The organism is Skermanella pratensis (assembly GCF_008843145.1).
GTDB classification, from domain to species: domain Bacteria; phylum Pseudomonadota; class Alphaproteobacteria; order Azospirillales; family Azospirillaceae; genus Skermanella; species Skermanella pratensis.
The window spans coordinates 3,122,031-3,138,645 of the sequence record NZ_CP030265.1 but is presented as its reverse complement, the minus strand read 5'-3'; the positions used below and the strand labels follow the sequence as shown (position 1 = coordinate 3,138,645).

The 16,615-nt window shown below is 67.8% G+C and carries 12 protein-coding genes, 2 tRNA genes and 1 pseudogene; 9 read left to right on the top strand and 6 right to left on the bottom strand.

What is annotated here, in order from left to right:
• Positions 1-36 precede the first annotated feature (36 nt).
• From glpX to DPR14_RS14290, 3 genes are all read left to right on the top strand, one after another.
• Entirely contained in the window at positions 37-1,005 is a 969-nt protein-coding gene (gene glpX / locus DPR14_RS14300) for a class II fructose-bisphosphatase (protein WP_158048142.1), read from the top strand.
• Complete coding sequence (gene recJ / locus DPR14_RS14295) at positions 1,002-2,792, top strand: single-stranded-DNA-specific exonuclease RecJ (protein WP_158045747.1); 1,791 nt, start codon at positions 1,002-1,004, stop codon at positions 2,790-2,792. Before glpX ends, recJ begins: the two co-directional genes overlap by 4 nt.
• Positions 2,793-2,900: 108 nt before the next feature.
• A tRNA-Glu gene (locus DPR14_RS14290) sits at positions 2,901-2,976 on the top strand.
• A gap of 446 nt (positions 2,977-3,422) precedes the next feature.
• On the opposite strand, the gene DPR14_RS14285 is transcribed toward DPR14_RS14290, so the two are convergent.
• Positions 3,423-4,304, bottom strand: coding sequence for an FkbM family methyltransferase (locus DPR14_RS14285; RefSeq protein ID WP_158045746.1), 882 nt, complete (start codon positions 4,302-4,304; stop codon positions 3,423-3,425).
• A 276-nt stretch (positions 4,305-4,580) separates the two neighbouring features.
• Here DPR14_RS14285 and DPR14_RS14280 point away from each other — a divergent pair.
• Positions 4,581-5,194: pseudogene (locus tag DPR14_RS14280) on the top strand (transposase).
• Between the two features lie 446 nt (positions 5,195-5,640).
• Here the strand turns inward: DPR14_RS14280 and DPR14_RS14275 are convergent.
• Positions 5,641-5,714: transfer RNA gene (locus DPR14_RS14275), tRNA-Gln, on the bottom strand.
• Positions 5,715-6,268: 554 nt separating this feature from the next.
• Here DPR14_RS14275 and DPR14_RS14270 point away from each other — a divergent pair.
• The 3 genes from DPR14_RS14270 to DPR14_RS14260 all read left to right on the top strand — a co-directional run bounded on the left by DPR14_RS14270 (position 6,269) and on the right by DPR14_RS14260 (position 9,259).
• Complete coding sequence (locus tag DPR14_RS14270) at positions 6,269-7,294, top strand: Ppx/GppA phosphatase family protein (protein ID WP_158045745.1); 1,026 nt, start codon at positions 6,269-6,271, stop codon at positions 7,292-7,294.
• A 61-nt stretch (positions 7,295-7,355) separates the two neighbouring features.
• Positions 7,356-8,096, top strand: coding sequence for an RlmE family RNA methyltransferase (locus tag DPR14_RS14265; RefSeq protein WP_158045744.1), 741 nt, complete (start codon positions 7,356-7,358; stop codon positions 8,094-8,096).
• Positions 8,097-8,104: 8 nt separating this feature from the next.
• Positions 8,105-9,259: a cysteine desulfurase family protein gene (locus DPR14_RS14260; protein ID WP_246148159.1), complete on the top strand. Its 1,155-nt coding sequence runs from the start codon at positions 8,105-8,107 to the stop codon at positions 9,257-9,259.
• Here the strand turns inward: DPR14_RS14260 and DPR14_RS14255 are convergent.
• Positions 9,241-10,146, bottom strand: coding sequence for a LysR family transcriptional regulator (locus DPR14_RS14255; protein ID WP_343038647.1), 906 nt, complete (start codon positions 10,144-10,146; stop codon positions 9,241-9,243). The two genes, DPR14_RS14260 and DPR14_RS14255, sit on opposite strands and share 19 nt — an antisense overlap.
• Positions 10,147-10,337: 191 nt before the next feature.
• Here DPR14_RS14255 and DPR14_RS14250 point away from each other — a divergent pair, with 191 nt between their 5' ends.
• Positions 10,338-11,534 carry a urate hydroxylase PuuD gene (locus DPR14_RS14250; RefSeq protein WP_158045742.1) on the top strand — a complete coding sequence of 399 codons (1,197 nt, stop codon included), beginning with the start codon at positions 10,338-10,340 and terminating at the stop codon, positions 11,532-11,534.
• Positions 11,535-11,579: 45 nt separating this feature from the next.
• Complete coding sequence (guaD, locus tag DPR14_RS14245; protein ID WP_343038646.1) at positions 11,580-12,920, top strand: guanine deaminase; 1,341 nt, start codon at positions 11,580-11,582, stop codon at positions 12,918-12,920.
• Positions 12,921-12,961: 41 nt separating this feature from the next.
• Here the strand turns inward: guaD and DPR14_RS14240 are convergent, their stop codons facing one another.
• The 3 genes from DPR14_RS14240 to DPR14_RS14230 are packed head-to-tail and all read right to left on the bottom strand — an operon-like array spanning position 12,962 to position 16,613.
• Complete coding sequence (locus tag DPR14_RS14240) at positions 12,962-13,738, bottom strand: ATP-binding cassette domain-containing protein (protein WP_158045740.1); 777 nt, start codon at positions 13,736-13,738, stop codon at positions 12,962-12,964.
• Positions 13,735-15,669, bottom strand: coding sequence for a dipeptide/oligopeptide/nickel ABC transporter permease/ATP-binding protein (locus DPR14_RS14235; protein WP_158045739.1), 1,935 nt, complete (start codon positions 15,667-15,669; stop codon positions 13,735-13,737). The genes DPR14_RS14240 and DPR14_RS14235 overlap by 4 nt, the downstream gene beginning before the upstream one ends.
• Positions 15,666-16,613 (bottom strand): ABC transporter permease, encoded by a 948-nt coding sequence (locus tag DPR14_RS14230; protein ID WP_158045738.1) that lies wholly within the window; start codon positions 16,611-16,613, stop codon positions 15,666-15,668. Before DPR14_RS14230 ends, DPR14_RS14235 begins: the two co-directional genes overlap by 4 nt.
• Positions 16,614-16,615: the final 2 nt, after the last annotated feature.

The following is a 16,615-nucleotide window of genomic DNA, read 5'->3' as shown; positions in this document are numbered from 1 at the left end:
CAGGGGAAAACGATGGTAGAGCAAGCAGCGCGTCAGATGGACCGCAACCTGGCCCTCGAGGTCGTACGCGTGACCGAGGCGGCCGCCCTGTCGGCATCGCTGCTGATCGGCCGCGGCGACGAGAAGCTGGCCGACCAGGCCGCCGTGGACGCGATGCGCCAGGCGCTGAACAGCCTGGCGATCGACGGCACCGTCGTGATCGGCGAGGGCGAGCGGGACGAGGCGCCGATGCTGTATATCGGCGAGAAGGTCGGCACCGGCGGCCCCAAGGTCGATATCGCCCTCGACCCGCTTGAAGGCACCACCATCACCGCGACCGGCGGGCCGAACGCGCTGGCCGTGGTGGCGATGGCCGAAGAAGGCGGCTTCCTGAACGCACCCGACGTCTACATGGACAAGATCGCGGTTGGCGGCAATCTGCCCAATAACGTGGTGGACCTGGACGAGACCGTCGCCAACAACCTGAGGAACCTGGCCAAGACCAAGGGCGCCGAAGTCTCCGAGCTGCTGGTCTGCATCCTGGACCGGCCGCGCCACTCGGAGTTGATCGCCAAGGTCCGCGAGGCCGGTGCCCGGATCATGCTGATCTCCGACGGCGATGTGTCCGGCGTGATCGCCACTTCCCAGCCGGAAAGTGGCGTGGACATGTACATGGGCAGCGGCGGCGCCCCCGAAGGCGTGCTGGCGGCTGCGGCCCTGCGCTGCATCGGCGGCCAGTTCCAGGGCCGCCTGCTGTTCCGCAACGACGACGAGAAGGCCCGGGCGGCGCGCTGGGGCGTCACCGACCTGACCCGCAAGTACGAGCTGAACGACCTGGCCAGCGGCAACGTGATGTTCGCCGCCACCGGCGTCACCACCGGCACGATGCTGCGGGGCGTGCGCCGCTTCGCCGGCGGCGCCGTGACCCACTCGATCGTCATGCGCTCGAAGAGCGGCACCGTCCGCATCGTCGAGGCGCACCACAACTTCCGCCGCAAGACCGGTTTCGGCCCGTCCGATCAGTGAGTTCCCAACAAGCCTTTCTGAACGTAGCCCGCTCGTTGGGCGGCCGGCGCTGGGTCGCCCGGCCGTCCGACGAGCGAACGGCCCTGGCGCTCGCCCAGAGCCACGGTCTGCCGGAGTTGGTCGGCCGCGTCCTCTCGGCACGTGGCGTCGACCTGCCCACGGCGGACAGCTTCCTGTCGCCGACCTTGAAGGCACTGCTGCCCGACCCCAGCCACCTGAAGGACATGGATGCGGCGGCTGACCGGATCGCAAGGGCGATCAGGGCCGGCGAACGGGTGGCGGTATTCGGCGACTATGATGTGGACGGCGCCACCTCCTCGGCCCTGCTGCGCCGTTTTTTCCGGGCGGCGGGGGCGGATCTGTCCGTCTATATTCCCGACCGGATCGCTGAGGGCTACGGACCAAACGCGCCGGCGCTTATCCGCCTGAAGGAATCGGGCGTAAGCCTGGTGGTCACCGTCGATTGCGGCGTGACCGCCTTCGACCCGCTGGCCGCCGCCGCCGGCGCGGGGCTTGACGTCGTGGTGATCGACCACCACGCCGCGGAGCCGCGGTTGCCCCAGGCCGTCGCGGTGGTGAACCCCAACCGGGTGGACGACGCCTCGCCGCACAAGACGCTGGCGGCGGTCGGCGTCACCTTCCTGCTGGTCGTCGCGCTCAACCGCGTGCTGCGGGACGCCGGCTGGTGGTCGGCGGGCCGGCCGCAGCCGGACCTGCTGGGCTGGCTGGACATCGTGGCATTGGGCACGGTGTGCGACGTGGTCCCGCTGGTCGGCCTCAACCGTGCGCTGGTGAGCCAAGGGCTGAGGGTGATGGCGCGGCGGTCCAACCCGGGCATCACCGCCCTGTCCGACCTTTGCAAGCTGGCGGAGAAGCCGGACGCTTGGCATGCCGGCTATATCCTGGGGCCGCGGGTGAACGCCGGCGGCAGGGTCGGCGCGTCCGACCTGGGAGCCCGGCTGCTGTCGACCGACGATCCGGCAGAGGCCGCCGACCTGGCGCGCATCCTCGACCAGCACAACACCGAGCGCCGCGCAATCGAGGCGGCCGTGGTCGAAGAGGCGATGGTCCAGGTCGAGGCGGCGCTGGAGGACCTGGGCGGGCTGGTCTTCGCGGTTGGCGAGGGGTGGCACCCGGGGGTGATCGGCATCGTCGCCGCCCGCCTGAAGGAGCGTTACAACCGCGCGGCTTGTGTCGTAGCGCTGGACAAGGGCATCGGCAAGGCGTCCGGCCGGTCGGTGCGCGGTGTGGACCTGGGGGCGGCGGTGATCGCCGCGCGCCATGCCGGCCTGCTGATCGCCGGCGGCGGCCATCGCATGGCCGCCGGTTTCACGGCAGCCGCCGAGCGGTTGCCGGAGCTGAAACGGTTCCTGTCCGACCGCATCGCCGCCCAGCAGGAGGGGGGGCCGCTCGCCCCGACCCTGGAACTGGACGGCGTGCTGTCGGTGGGAGGCGCCACGCCGGACTTGGTCGGTACCCTGGCCCGCCTGGGACCGTTCGGCACCGGCAATTCAGAGCCCCGCTTCGCCCTGGCCGATGCCCGTATCGCTCATGCGAGTGTGGTCGGCGAGAACCACGTCCGCTGCATCCTGACCAGCGGAGGAGGCGAGCGACTGAAGGCCATTGCGTTCCGCGCGCTGGACAGCGATTTGGGCAAGGGCCTGCTCAAGAGCGGCGGCGCTCCGCTGCATGTCGCCGGCTATCTGCGCCCCGACAACTGGCAGGGCCGTAACGAGGTCCAGTTGATGATCGAGGACGCCGCTCCGGTCTGGGGCGCCGGCGGCTGACCCATTGCGGGGGCGGAGAAATTTCCCACAGAAACTTCGCCGCCCCAGCAAAATCCGCCTTGATTTACCCCCGTTGCCCGGCTATCCATCCACTCACTTCAGCGCCTCGTCCCCTTCGTCTAGAGGCCTAGGACACCGCCCTTTCACGGCGGCGACACGGGTTCGAATCCCGTAGGGGACGCCAGCTTTTCATCAGCCAGCTACTTTGTTGGTTTGATTGAGAAAACAGGCACCGGCTGAAGCCCATTCCACCAACGCTTTCCAACAACGTTCTGGCGGCCCTGCCGGGCGGTATGGGGGAACCTCGACCACCACCGATATGGTGATGGCCTCTCCCATCCTTGAGCAAAAATCAGCCCGATCCAGCCCCGCCAGTAAAGCCTCTGGGAACGCCCCTGTATGGCCTCCAGTCCGGTCCTAGTGGCCGGGGGACTCCCCACCCGTTTCTTCCCCAGCTTCCAGCGAAGCCTGAACCATCGTCCGCAGATAGTCGGCGTCGCTTCCCAGCAAGGACGGCCGCACAAACTTCGATCTGATCCGCCGCCGAGTTGTCCTGGCCGCCTGATCGATACAAAGTGCGGGAGAACCAAAATTCCCGACACTCTCAAGTCAGCTCTGAAACCGCTACGTCTATCTTCGTCGTAGCAAGCGCTTAGCTCGGTCAACAACGCTTTCCGCGGCACGACTCAATTGTTCTTCGGCGCTCGGCTTGAAGCGGATCGCTTCAATTTTCTCCGCCACAGACCGGCTTGATGTACAGATCACGTCAGTCATGCAATGATGCCTGACCAAGTTCTCGTGCAGGAAAGCAATGGGACCTGTTCCTGGTGTGATGCGTATGCAGTTGCCTTCCGCTACCCAGAATACGAACTCGAACTGCTCAAGAATCAGATCAAGAAGCTCTCTCGGATTGAGATTTCGGAATGCGATCATACACCAACTGTTGAATTCGAGAAAAACCGTTGGTCGCAATCCGGTGATCGTCTTCTCCATTCCGCGGAGGACATCGATCTCAAAGCCCTCGACATCGATCTTTACGAAGTCTAGTCGTTGCAAGCCAAGCTCTGTGACCAAGTCGTCGACACGTACCGCAGGAACGACGATTGACGGCGTATTGTTCTGTGCGATGTGCCGGGCATCAACCTGGCTGCTGCCAGCACCGAACTGAGCCTGATGGAAAGAGATTGTACCGAGAGAACTGCTGGCCGCCACCTGATGAGCGAGAACGTTTGTCACTCTATTTTCGCTCAAATTGCGCTTAAGATATGAGAAATTGTCCGGTGATGGTTCCAGTGCCACGACCTGGGCAGCATGCCGCGCGAGAAGTACAGGCGTAAGTCCGATGTTCGCGCCGATGTCCATGACGATAGCGTCATCAGGAAGAACTGCCTTTGCTACGCTCGCCAGCTTGTCGAGTTCGCGGGCGTGCGCGGGCAAATGCTGCACATAGAGGTCGTCGTCGCGTCCATGGAAGGTGCCCGGCTCACCACCAAGGACAATATTCCTAAACATAGCTTCTCTCCCTGGAGCTAGGGCAAAGATTGGGTGACGAGGTCGTTGGGCGGGGCTGTGTCATGTCGGCATGGTGACCTCGATGCGGTCTCGGAATGTGACGCTCTGGATAACCTTGGGCAACTGGTTTTCGCCCTTCAGCCTCTGCCAGGTTTTGGCGGCCGCCGAAATCATGTGCATTGGCGTGAAAGAGAGCTGGCTCAGGAAATCTTGACAGCGGGATAAGTGGAGTTTCTGCCTGAAAGTGGCCAGTATTTGTGCCGCACAGGAGAGACCATGACGAGAAGACCACGCCGGAACCACACACCGGTTTTTACGGCGAAGGTGGCTTTGGCTGCCGTCAAGGGCGAGAAGACGCTGGCCGAGTTGGCTCAGCAGTTGGACATTCATCCCAACCAGCTCACCCAATGGAAGGCACAGCTTCTCGATGGGGCGGCCGGAGTGTTTGGATCGGACAGCCGCGGCGACAGTCAGCGTCCGGCGATCGATCTGACGGTGCTGCATGCCAAGATCGGAGAGCTGACGCTGGAGAACGATTTTTTGGCCGGCGCGCCAGGCCAAGGCGGGTAGGCCTCGCGCAAAGCGATGATCGACCGCTCCCATGATCTGCCGGTGACGCGGCAGGCCAAGGTGCTCAATGTCAGCCGGGGCAGCGTTTACTACCTGCCAAGGCCAGCACATGGCGCGACAATGTGCTCGTGGAGCGGCTCTGGCGCTTCGTCAAGTACGAGGAAATATACCTGAAGGCCTACGATACGGTAGCCGAGGCGCGGAAATCGCTCGCCAATTACTTCGGCGTTTACAACTCCCGCAGACCTGATTCGAGCCTTGACCGGCAAACACCCGATCAGGCCTACTTCGCCCCGCTTCCGCATATTGCGGCAGCCTGAACCCGGCAGACGCTCCACTTATCCGCTGAAAAACCTGTTCAGACAAACGGAGCCACCTCACTCCAGCTCGGCGCGCAGGGTCGGGGTGAGGAGTGCGCGCAATCTCTCGGTATCGACAAGTCCGGCCTGCATGGCATCGCTCAGAAGATCGAGCACGGCGTCCGTGGCGACGCCGAGGCGCCGCGCGTGTTGCCGTGCGGGAGCGAGGACCTGGGTCCGAAGCGAGATGCGGAAGTCGGCACCGCCGGCTTTCGAAAAGCGAGGGCAGGCGGGAAGAGTGCGGCGTCAGTAGAAGGTCGTGCCGCGCCGGTAGAGATGGTTATCCAGTGCCATGGTCCGCTCCGTCGTTCGGAGCGTCGCCGGCGGCACACCCGCACGGCACAGCACACAATCTGGTGCCGGTGCCGGCCGAAAATGCTGGGAAAAGAAGGCTTTGGGAGGAGAATTGGTTGGGGGACTAGGATTCGAACCTAGGCTGGCGGAGTCAGAGTCCGCTGTCCTACCACTAGACGATCCCCCATCAAGCTTCAGTCCAGTACGCTTCGTATCGGCGCTGTCCTCTGCTCGGGTGCCGGTGTATAGCAAAGCGGTTCGGCGTGCGAAAGCCCTTTTTCCAACTTTTTTCGCTCGCGACGCCGGATATCGGGTCCTTCCGGCCAACCCGGCGCATGTCAGGATTATAATCTTTACGGTTGACGTGGTAGGGTATCCCGAGCCGTCGCGCCGGATCATTTAACCGTGAATAGCAGGAAACAACGGTGGTCATCCGCAGCGCACCGGTGCGAAGACCCACGGTCCGGGCGCGGGAATCCAGCGCCGGATGCGTCTCCATGATGACAGATGACGACATGCCCCGGGGGTACGCCTTTCACCACGTCCCGGCCCACGCCTCCCGCCGGCGTCCCCGTCGTTCTCCCGCCAGCCGACGAATTATCGGAGGTCGCCGCCGAAAGGCATCCTTTCATCGCGGGGGAGGATTGAGCTACCATGATCAATCCGGGCATTCGGCCCGGATTGATCATGTTCAGCCATGGTCGGCCAATCGGGGCGTCGGCGGAGACGGTTGGGGGCAGCGTGAACATCGAGTTGGGCATTGATCGGCAGGGGACGGCGGCGGGCATGCGCCCGGCTTCGTACGCGCGGCCGGTTTTCGCCGCGCTCGATCTCGGCACCAACAATTGCCGGTTGCTCGTGGCGAAGCCGTTGGTCGCAGGCGGGTTCCGCGTGATCGACGCGTTCTCGCGCATCGTCCGGCTGGGTGAGGGCGTCAGCCGTACGCGGATGCTGTCCGAGGCCGCCATGGAACGCTCGCTGGCGGCGCTCCGCATCTGCGCCGCGAAGCTGGAGCGGCGCGGGGTCACGGCGGTGCGGGCGGTCGCGACCGAGGCGTGCCGCCGGGCCGAGAACTGCGACGACTTCATCGACCTGGTGGAGCGCGAGACCGGCATCCCGCTCGACATCATCTCGACCCACGAGGAGGCGCGGCTGGCGCTGGCCGGCTGCGCGCCGCTGCTCGACCCCGCCGTGCGCAACGCGCTCGTCTTCGACATCGGCGGCGGCTCGACCGAGCTGATGTGGCTGGAACTGGGCGGCAGCGGACGGCCGCGCATGATCGACCAGATCTCGGTCCCCCAGGGCGTCGTGGGACTCACCGAGTCCTATGGCGGCGACCGGGTGTCGGCGTCCACCTACGTGACCATGGTGGACGAGATCGCGGAGGCGCTGGCCGCGTTCGAGGGGCGGAACGGCATCCGCCGCTCGGTCGAGCGCGGCGAGGTGCAGATGCTCGGCACCTCCGGCACCGTTACCACGCTGGCCGGCATCCATCTCGGGCTTCAGCGCTACGAGCGGTCGGTGGTGGACGGCAGCTATCTCCAGATCGACCACGCGCGGGCGGTCAGCCGCCGGCTGCTGGAGCTGGATTTCGCCGGCCGCGCGGCCTATCCCTGCATCGGGCGGGAGCGCGCCGACCTCGTCGTCGCCGGCTGCGCCGTGCTGGAGGCCATCTGCGACACCTGGCCGGTCACCCGGCTGCGCATCGCCGACCGCGGCTTGCGCGAGGGCATCCTGGTCGACCTGATCGCCGCCAACGGGGCCTGAAGAGCGCTTCGAAGCGAAATTCGCCGCGTGAAACCGGCTTGCACTTCCTATATCAGGCACCATGACCAGCAAATCCTCCGGACCGAACACGCCCAGCGGCCGCAATTTCGGCGTGCGGGTGAAGACCGCCAAGAAGCGCTCCCTGTCGTCCACCCTGTGGCTGCAGCGGCAGCTCAACGACCCCTACGTCGCGGAAGCGCAGAAGCGCGGCTACCGCAGCCGCGCCGCGTTCAAGCTGCTCCAACTCGACGACAAGTTCCGCATGCTGGCGCCGGGCAAGCGGGTGGTCGACCTGGGCGCCGCTCCGGGCGGCTGGACCCAGGTCGCGGTGGAGCGGGTGAAGCCGCAGAACGGCAAGGGCAAGGTCATCGGCCTCGACATACTGGAGATGGATCCGGTCGAAGGCGCCATCACCTTCCAGTGCGATTTCAACGACGACGACGCGCCCGACCGTCTGAAGGACACGCTGGACGGGCCGGCCGACATCGTGCTCAGCGACATGGCGGCGCCGACCACCGGCCATCCCCAGACCGACCATATCCGGATCATGGCCCTGGCCGAGCTGGCCTATGATTTCGCCGCCCAGGTGCTGGCACCCGGCGGCGCCTTCGTCGCCAAGGTGTTCCAGGGCGGCACCGAGCGGGAGTTGCTGGATCGGCTGAAGCGTGATTTCGCGTCGGTCAAGCATGCCAAGCCTCCGGCCAGCCGGGCGGATTCCGCGGAGACCTACGTGGTGGCGACCGGCTTCCGCGGCGCGTCGGCCGACCATCTGCAAGGCCTGGGGGAAGTCGGGCGCGAGTAGGGCATCCCTTGGACCGGATCTATCTGGACCATATGGCGTCCACGCCGCTCGACCCGGCTGTTCTGGACGAGATGCTACCCTGGCTGGCGCCGGACAGGGCAGGCAATCCCCACTCGGCCGGGCACCGGGCCGGCTGGCTCGCGGGGGAGGCGGTCGAGCGGGCGAGGGGCGAGGTCGCGGCGCTGATCGGCGCCCGGCCCGGCGAGATCCTGTTCACATCCGGCGCCACGGAGGCGAACGGCTTGGCGCTGCTGGGCGCGGTGCCGGAAGGGTGGGCGGTCGTGGCGTCCGCCGTCGAGCACCCCAGCGTGCTGGCTTGCGTCGTCGAATTGGCGCGGCGCGGACACCCGATCCGACTGCTGCCGGTCGACAGTGCCGGAAGGGTCGATCCCGGGGCGCTGGAGGGCGGGGAGCCGGCGCTGGTCTCCGTCATGGCGGCCAACAACGAGGTCGGGACGATCCAGCCCATCGGCGAACTGGCGCGGGGCTGCCACGGGGCGGGCGGTCTGTTTCATACCGATGCGGTCCAGCTCCTCGCCACGGGAAGGATCGACGTCGGGGCGCAGGACATCGACCTGCTGAGCCTGTCCGGGCACAAGCTGCACGGACCGATGGGCATCGGCGCGCTGTTCGTCCGGCAGGGAGTGGCGCTCCGGCCGCTGCTGTTCGGCGGAGGGCAGCAGGGCGGCCGTCGGCCGGGAACGCTGCCGACCGCGCTGTGCGTCGGGCTGGGTGCGGCGTGCAGGATCGCGCGGGAACGTCGGGAAGCCGACGCCGCCCGCCTGGCGGGGCTTCGCGAGCGGCTGTTCGGCGCGTTGGCGGCCGGCCTGCCGGGCCTTCGGCGCAACAGCCCGGCGGGGGACGGCGGATTGCCGGGTTGCCTTCATGTGACGATTCCCGGCGCGGATGCGGCGGACCTGCTGCTCGACCTGCCCGACCTGGCGCTGTCCACCGGGTCGGCGTGCAGCAGCGGCGAGGGCGGGCCGTCCCACGTGCTGCTCGCCATGGGCCGTTCGGCGGAGGAGGCCTTCGGCAGCATCCGGGTCGGGCTGGGGCGCTTCACGACCGAGGACGAGGTCGACCGGGTGGCGGCGCGGCTGATGGAGGTATTCGGCGCGGCGTTCGGCGGCCCGCCGGGCGGGGCTCAGCCCCGGGGATCGTAATCCAGGACATCGGCCAGCGCGGCACGGGTCTCGGCCACGACGAAGTCGGCGAAGGCGCGAGCCTTGGCAGGAAGCAGGGTGCGGTGCGGGTAGAGCACGGCGAGGACGGCGGGTTCCGGCGGGAAATCCGACAGGACGACGCGCAGCGCGCCGCTGCGCAGATGCTCGGCCACCTCCCACACCGGCTTCATGGCGATGCCCTGGCCGTCCAGCAGCCAGTCCGTCAGCACCTCGCCGTAGTCGGCGTCGAAACTGCCGGACACCGCTACCTTGGCGGGTCCGTCGGGAGTGTTCAGGCTCCACTGGTACTGCTGGGAGCCGGGGAAGCGCAGCAGCAGGCAGTTGTGGCCGGCCAGGTCCTCCGGCCGCTCGGGTTCGCCGGCGGCGTCGAGATAGGTGGGGGCCGCACACAGCACGCGCGGGCAATCGGCGATCTTGCGCACGACGAAGGCGCTGTCGCGCAGCACCGCCATGCGGATCGCGACGTCCACCGCCTCGTGCAGCAGGTCGATCAGGTGGTCGGACAACCTCAGGCGGACGTCGACCAGCGGGTAGGCCTCGCGGAACCTGGGGATCATCGGCCCCAGCACGCGGCGGCCGAACCCCAGCGGCGCGGTCACCCGCAGGCTGCCGGACGGCACGCCGGTCGCGGAGGCCAAGTTGGTCTCGGCGCGCTCGACCGCGTCCAGGACTTCCAGGCAGTCGCGATAGAAGATGTGGCCGTGCTCGGTCGGCTGGAGCTGGCGGGTCGTCCGGTTGAGCAGGCGCACGCCAAGGTGCTGCTCCAACTGCTGGATCCGGTGGCTGACGACGGCCGGCGACATGCGGAGGCTGCGGCCGGCCGCCGAAAGGTTGCCCATGTCCACGACCCGGACGAAGGTCCGCATGTTCTCCAGCAATGACACGCCCGCTATCCCTTCCCGACCGCGCCCGCTGCGGCGGGACTCGCGATCTTTCTGGATTGTTTGAAGGTCCTGCCGCACGCCCCCGCTTCCCGGCCGGCGTGAACACGTTTACCGTTCATGCCGCACCGCATCCAACGGCAAGGGCGCGGGCGGGGAACAGCGGAGAGGTCGAGATGGACGCGATCGTTTGGGAATGGGTGAACTTCATGCTGCGGTGGCTCCATGTCATCACGGCCATAGCGTGGATCGGGTCGTCTTTCTACTTCGTCCATCTCGACGCCAGCCTGCGCCGCCGGGAGGGCCTGCCGAAGGGCACCAGCGGCGAGGCGTGGCAGATCCACGGCGGCGGCTTCTACCACATGGTGAAGTATAACGTCGCGCCGGCGCAATTGCCCGACGAACTGACCTGGTTCAAGTGGGAGGCCTATGCGACCTGGATCAGCGGCTTCTTCCTGCTGGTCGTGCTGTACTACCGCGGCGCCGACCTGTTCCTGACCGATCAGACCGTGATGGAGCTTTCCCAGTGGCAGGCGATCGCGATCAGCGCCGGCTCGCTGGTCCTGGGCTGGGTCGTCTACGACCGCCTGTGCAAGTCGCCCGTGGGCCGCAACGACACGACGCTGATCCTGACCGGCTTCGCCCTGCTGGTACTGGCGGCCTGGGGCTTCTCCGAGGTGTTCAGCGGGCGCGGCGCCATGCTCCAGGTCGGCGCGCTGATCGGCACCATGATGGCGGCCAACGTCGCGCACACCATCATCCCCAACCAGAAGAAGGTCGTGGCCGACCTGCTGGCCGGGCGCACGCCCGATCCGGCCTTGGGGAAGGAGGCCAAGCAGCGCTCCATGCACAACAACTATCTGACGCTGCCGGTGCTGTTCCTGATGGTCAGCAACCACTACCCGCTGGCCTTCGGGACCGGCCACGTCCCGGCGATCGTGGCCCTGGTGCTGGTGGTCGGCGCCACCATCCGCCACTTCTTCAACAGCCGCCACGCCGGCAAGCCGACGCCGTGGTGGACCTGGGGCGTTGCGGTCGCCGGGGTCGCCGGCATCATCTGGCTGAGCGCGCTGGGTCCGAACGCCGATGCGCTGGCCTCCACCGTCAACGGGGCCGAGCCGGTCGAGTTCGCCCAGGCCGAGGAGGTCATCCTGACCCGGTGCAGCATGTGCCACGCCGAAGTTCCCGCCTGGGAAGGTCTGCCCACGCCCCCCCGCGGCGTCCGGCTCGACACGCCGGACGAGATCCAGCGCCATGCCGGTCAGATCCGGCTGCAGGCCGTGTTGTCCGACGCCATGCCGCCGGGCAACATCACCATGATGACGTCGGAAGAACGGCGGGTGCTGGCGGCCTGGACCGCCGGCGCGAGATAGGGTATAGGATTATTGTCATTGATGGGTGGCGAGAGGATGAGGGACATGGCAGGATCGGCGCCGAAGCCGAAGGCTATCCGCGGACGGCTGCTGAGCTTCACCGCCGAACCGGCCGGGCCGGGCGATACGGCAAGCTACCGCCTGATCGGCGACGGGCTGGTGGTCGTTCGGGACGGCAGGATCGCGGAGGTCGGCGAAGCCTCGGTTCTTCTTTCCGGCCTGCCTCCTGGGACACCGGTGGACCATCATCCCGACGGGCTGATCGTACCCGGTCTGATCGACACCCACATCCATTTCCCCCAGACCCAGGTGATCGCGTCCTATGGCGCGCAGCTTTTGGAATGGCTGAACAAATACACCTTCGTCGAGGAGCAGCGCTTCGCCGACGCCGCGCACGCGGTTCGCAACGCCACCTTCTTCCTGGACGAGCTGCTGCGCAACGGCACGACCACGGCGGTGGTCTACGCGACCGTCCACCCCGGTTCGGTCGACGCCTTCTTCGCGGAATCGGAGCGGCGCGGAACCGCCATGATCGCCGGCAAGGTGATGATGGACCGCAACGCGCCGCCGGGCCTGCGCGACACGGCGCAGTCGGCCTATGACGACAGCCGGGAGCTGATCGGCCGCTGGCACGGCAGGGGCCGGCAGCTCTACGCCGTGACACCGCGTTTCGCGATCACCTCGACCGAGGCGCAGCTGGAGGCGGCGGGCGCGCTGAACCGGGAGTTCCCCGGCGTCTACATGCAGACCCACCTGTCGGAGAACCTGCGGGAGATCGAGACGGTGCGCGGCCTGTTCCCGGACGCGCGCCACTATACCGACGTCTACGACCGCTACGGGCTGCTGGGCGAGCGCTCGCTGTTCGGCCACTGCATCCACCTGGAGGAGGACGAGGTCCGGCGGCTGTCGGAGAGCCGGTCGGTCGCGGTGTTCTGCCCGACATCCAACCTGTTCATCGGCAGCGGACTGTTCGATCTGGACCGGCTGGCGCGCGGCGGGCATCCGGTGCGGGTGTCGATCGCCACCGACGTCGGCGGCGGCACCAGCTATTCCATGCTGCGCACGGCGGCGGAGGGCTACAAGGTGCTCCAGCTCGGCGGCCAGAACCTGCCGGCGCTGTCCGCCTTCCACATGATGACGCGCGGCAACGCGCTGAGCCTGGGGCTGGGAGGCACCATCGGAACGATCGAGCCGGGCTGCTTCGCCGACCTGGCGGTGCTGGACGCGCGGGCGACGCCGGCCATGGCGCATCGGATGGAGACGGTGGACGGAAACCTGGACGAGGAGCTGTTCGTCCTGATGACGCTGGGCGACGACCGGGCGGTGGCCGCGACCTATGTCCAGGGGCGGCGGGCGTGGGACCGTGAAGCGGGGGGAACGGGCTGACTTGGACCGCGTCGAGCGGTGATGTCAGAGTCCGGGAAATTTCATGGCGTGCAGAACTTTGGCACGCTGGCCAGCAGGGTGCGGGTATAGGGGTGCCGCGGGGAGCCGAACAGGATGCGGCGCGGCGCCTGCTCGACGATCCGGCCCTGCCGCATCACGGCCACGGTGTCGCACAGGGATTCCACGACGGCGAGGTCGTGGCTGATGAAGACATAGGCGAGGCCCAGGTCCTTCTTCAGGCGGTTCAGCAGGTTCAGGATCTGGGCCTGGATCGACACGTCCAGGGCGGAGACGGGTTCGTCCAGGATGATCAGGCGGGGATCGGCGGCGAGCGCGCGGGCGATGCCGATGCGCTGGGCCTGCCCGCCGGAGAACTCGTGGGGATAGCGGTCCAGGAACTCGGGGCGCAGATTGACGAGGTCCATCAGCTCGGCGACGCGCTTGCGGCGGTCGGGTTTCGGCATGTCCAGCAGATGGATCAGCGGCGCCTCCAGGATGCTGGAGATCGCCTTGCGCGGGTTGAGCGCGCCGCCGGGGTCCTGGAAGACGAACTGTACCTTGCGGTGGAGTTCCCTTGAACGGCGCCGGCCGACTTCGGCGCCGTCGATCAGCACCGTTCCGGAGGTCGGCGTCTCCAGCCCGGCCAGCAGGCGGGCGAGCGTCGACTTGCCGGACCCTGATTCGCCGACGATGCCCAGCGTCTCGCCGGGGCGGACGGCCAGGCCGACGCCGTCCACCGCCAGGATCGCCGGTCTGCGGGACCAGCCGCCGCCGAAGCTCTTGTGCAGGTCGCGGGCTTCCAGCAGGGGTCCGCTCATGCTTCGCGCGCCCGGATGCAGCGGGAGGCCCGGCCGGGAGCCAGGGGGTCGAGCGGGACATCGGCGGTCCGGCAGCGGTCCACCACGCGGTCGCACCGGTCGGCGAAATGGCAGCCGCGGGGCAGGCGGTTGACCGCGGGGGGCAGTCCGGGGATCGCGTCCAGGGCACGCTCCGGCTGGCCCAGGACCGGCACGCAGGACAGCAGGCGGCGGGTGTAGGGATGGCGCGGGTCGCGCAGAACCTCGGCCACCGTGCCGGTCTCCACGACCCGGCCGGCATACATCACCATCACCCGGTCGCACAGGTCGGACACCACGCCGAAGTCGTGGGTGATGAACAGCAGGGCGGTGTCGCGCTCGCGGCGGAGGTCGCGCAGCAGGTCCAGCACCTCCGCCTGGATCGTCACGTCCAGCGCCGTGGTCGGCTCGTCCGCGATGATGATGTCGGGGTCGTTGGCAAGCGCCATGGCGATGCCGATGCGCTGGCGCTGCCCGCCCGACAGCTCGTGCGGGTAGGACGAGGCCCGCTCCGCCGCGTCGGGGATGCGGACCCGGTCCATCAGCTCGACCGCGCGGGCCATGGCTTCCGCCCGGGTCTTGCCCTGGTGGCGCCGGACCGTCTCGGCGATCTGCTCGCCCACGGTCAGCAGCGGGTTGAGCGTTCCCAGCGGGTCCTGGAAGATATAGGCGATCCGGTTGCCGCGCAGCTCTTGCAGGTCGGCGAGCTTCATGCCGAGGAGGTCCCGGCCGCGGTAGCGGATGCGGCCCCTGACGATTCGGCCCGGCGGCGTCGGGACCAGTCCGAGGATCGACAGGGCGGTGACCGACTTGCCCGATCCGGACTCCCCGACGATGCCGAGGCATTCGCCGGGGGCGAGGTCGAAGCCGACATCGTCGGCCGCCTTGTAGCGCTCCTCCCCCAGGAGGAAATGGGTGCTGAGGTTGCGCACGCTCAGCAGCGCGCCGGGAGCGGGCGGGTCGCCTGCGCGGGATCCCGCGTCGGGGGCTACTTCGGTCGCGGCGCCGGGCCGGGCCAGCCCGCCGGACCGGAGGCGGGGGTCGAGCATGTCGCGGATGCCGTCGCCGACCAGGTTGATGCCGATCACCAGCAGAAGGATCACCAGTCCGGGGATCAGCGCCACATGGGGCGCCACCAGGACGAGGCTGCGCGCCTCCCCCAGCATGGAGCCCAGGTCGGCCTGCGGCGGCTGCGCGCCGAGGCCGAGGAAGCTGAGCCCCGCCGTCTCCAAAATCATCCAGCCGAGCGTCGTGGACAGGGTGATCACGATGACCGGTAGAAGGTTCGGCAGGATCTCCCCGGTCAGGATGGAGAAGTCGCCCTGTCCGCCCAGGCGCGCCGCGTCCACGTAGTCCCGGCGGACCAGGCCCAGGGTGACGCCGCGGACCGAGCGGGCGAAGAACGGGATATTGACAATCGAGATCGCGAACAGCGCGTTGAGCAGGCCCGGGCCGAGCGCCGCGACGATGGCGAGGGCCAGCAGCAGGTAGGGGAAGGCCATCAGCATGTCGATGGCCCGCATCAGCACCGTGTCCACCCATCGGCCGTAGAATCCGGCGACGATCCCGATCAGGGAACCGGCCAGGGCGGCGGTCAGCGCCGCGACGGCTCCGACCGCGAGGCTGACGCGGGTACCCCAGACGATGCGCGACAGCATGTCCCGGCCGAGCTGGTCCGCGCCGAGAAGATGGCCGGGGCTGAAGGGGGGCGCCAGCCGGGCCGGCAGGTCGGTGGCGTTGGGATCGGGCAGGGGCAGGATCGGCGCCGCGACGGCGACCAGCACGATCGCTGCCAGGATCGCGAGACCCAGGACCGCCAAGTGGTTCCGCCGGAGCCGCGCCCACCAGCCGGGCCGCTGGGCGCGGCGCCCGGCGGCGGTTTCGGCCACGGCGGGGGCTTCGGCCGCGGTCATGTGCCGATCCTCGGGTCGAGCATGTGCTGCACCAGATCAGCCGCAAGGTTGATCAGGACGTAGCAGGCGGCGACCACCAGGACGCCGCCCTGCACCAGCAGGATGTCACGGGTCGAGATCGCGGTGACCAGCATCCTGCCGATGCCGGGCCACTGGAATACCGTCTCGATATAGACGGCGCCGCCCAGCACGAAGCCGGTCTGGATGCCGATCACCGGGACGATGTTGACGAGGGCGTTGCGGAGCGCGTGTTTATAGGTTACTATTCCTTCGCCAAGGCCCTTGGCGCGCGCGGTGCGGACGAAGTCCTGACGCAGAACTTCCAGCATGGTGGAGCGGGTCAGGCGCGCGATTACGCCTATCGCGACCACCGCCAGCGTGATCGCGGGGAGCGCCAGATGATGCAGCAGATCGGCGAAGTCGCCGCCGCCATAGATCGCGTACATGCCGCTGACCGGAAACCAGCCGAGTTGGACCGAGAATACCAGCACCAGGATCAGGCCGAGCCAGAAGGACGGCGTCGAGAGGCCGACCAGCACCAGTAGGGTAAGAATTTTGTCTTGCCAGCCATATTGCCGGACGGCGGAGACCACGCCCGCCGCGAGACCGAGGACGGTGCACAGGACCAGGGAGGCCCCGGCGAGCAGCAGCGTGGGGCCGAGCCGGTCGCCGATCTCGTCCAGGACCGGACGGTTGAGGCTGTAGGACCGGCCGAAATCGCCGCGCAGCAGGTTGCCCAGCCAGATCCCGTACTGTTCCACCAGGGATCGGTCGAGCCCCAGATCCCGGCGGAGACCGGCGACGTTCTCCGGCGTGGCGAAGCTGCCGAGGATGGCGAGCGCCGGATCGCCGGGGATCAGCGCCATGATCAGGAACACGATCACCGAAATCCCGAACAGCACCGGGACGATCATCGCCAGCCGGCGCAGCGCGTATGACAGCATCG

Bases quoted from the DNA above. Each gene is read 5' to 3' on its own strand.
- DPR14_RS14235 (WP_158045739.1), bottom strand. From the start codon at position 15,669: ATGACCGCGGCCGAAGCCCCCGCCGTGGCCGAAACCGCCGCCGGGCGC.
- guaD (WP_343038646.1), top strand. From the start codon at position 11,580: ATGGCAGGATCGGCGCCGAAGCCGAAGGCTATCCGCGGACGGCTGCTG.
- DPR14_RS14250 (WP_158045742.1), top strand. From the start codon at position 10,338: ATGGACGCGATCGTTTGGGAATGGGTGAACTTCATGCTGCGGTGGCTC.
- DPR14_RS14240 (WP_158045740.1), bottom strand. From the start codon at position 13,738: ATGAGCGGACCCCTGCTGGAAGCCCGCGACCTGCACAAGAGCTTCGGC.
- DPR14_RS14255 (WP_343038647.1), bottom strand. From the start codon at position 10,146: ATGCGGACCTTCGTCCGGGTCGTGGACATGGGCAACCTTTCGGCGGCC.
- glpX (WP_158048142.1), top strand. From the start codon at position 37: ATGGACCGCAACCTGGCCCTCGAGGTCGTACGCGTGACCGAGGCGGCC.
- DPR14_RS14230 (WP_158045738.1), bottom strand. From the start codon at position 16,613: ATGCTGTCATACGCGCTGCGCCGGCTGGCGATGATCGTCCCGGTGCTG.
- DPR14_RS14265 (WP_158045744.1), top strand. From the start codon at position 7,356: ATGACCAGCAAATCCTCCGGACCGAACACGCCCAGCGGCCGCAATTTC.
- DPR14_RS14285 (WP_158045746.1), bottom strand. From the start codon at position 4,304: ATGTTTAGGAATATTGTCCTTGGTGGTGAGCCGGGCACCTTCCATGGA.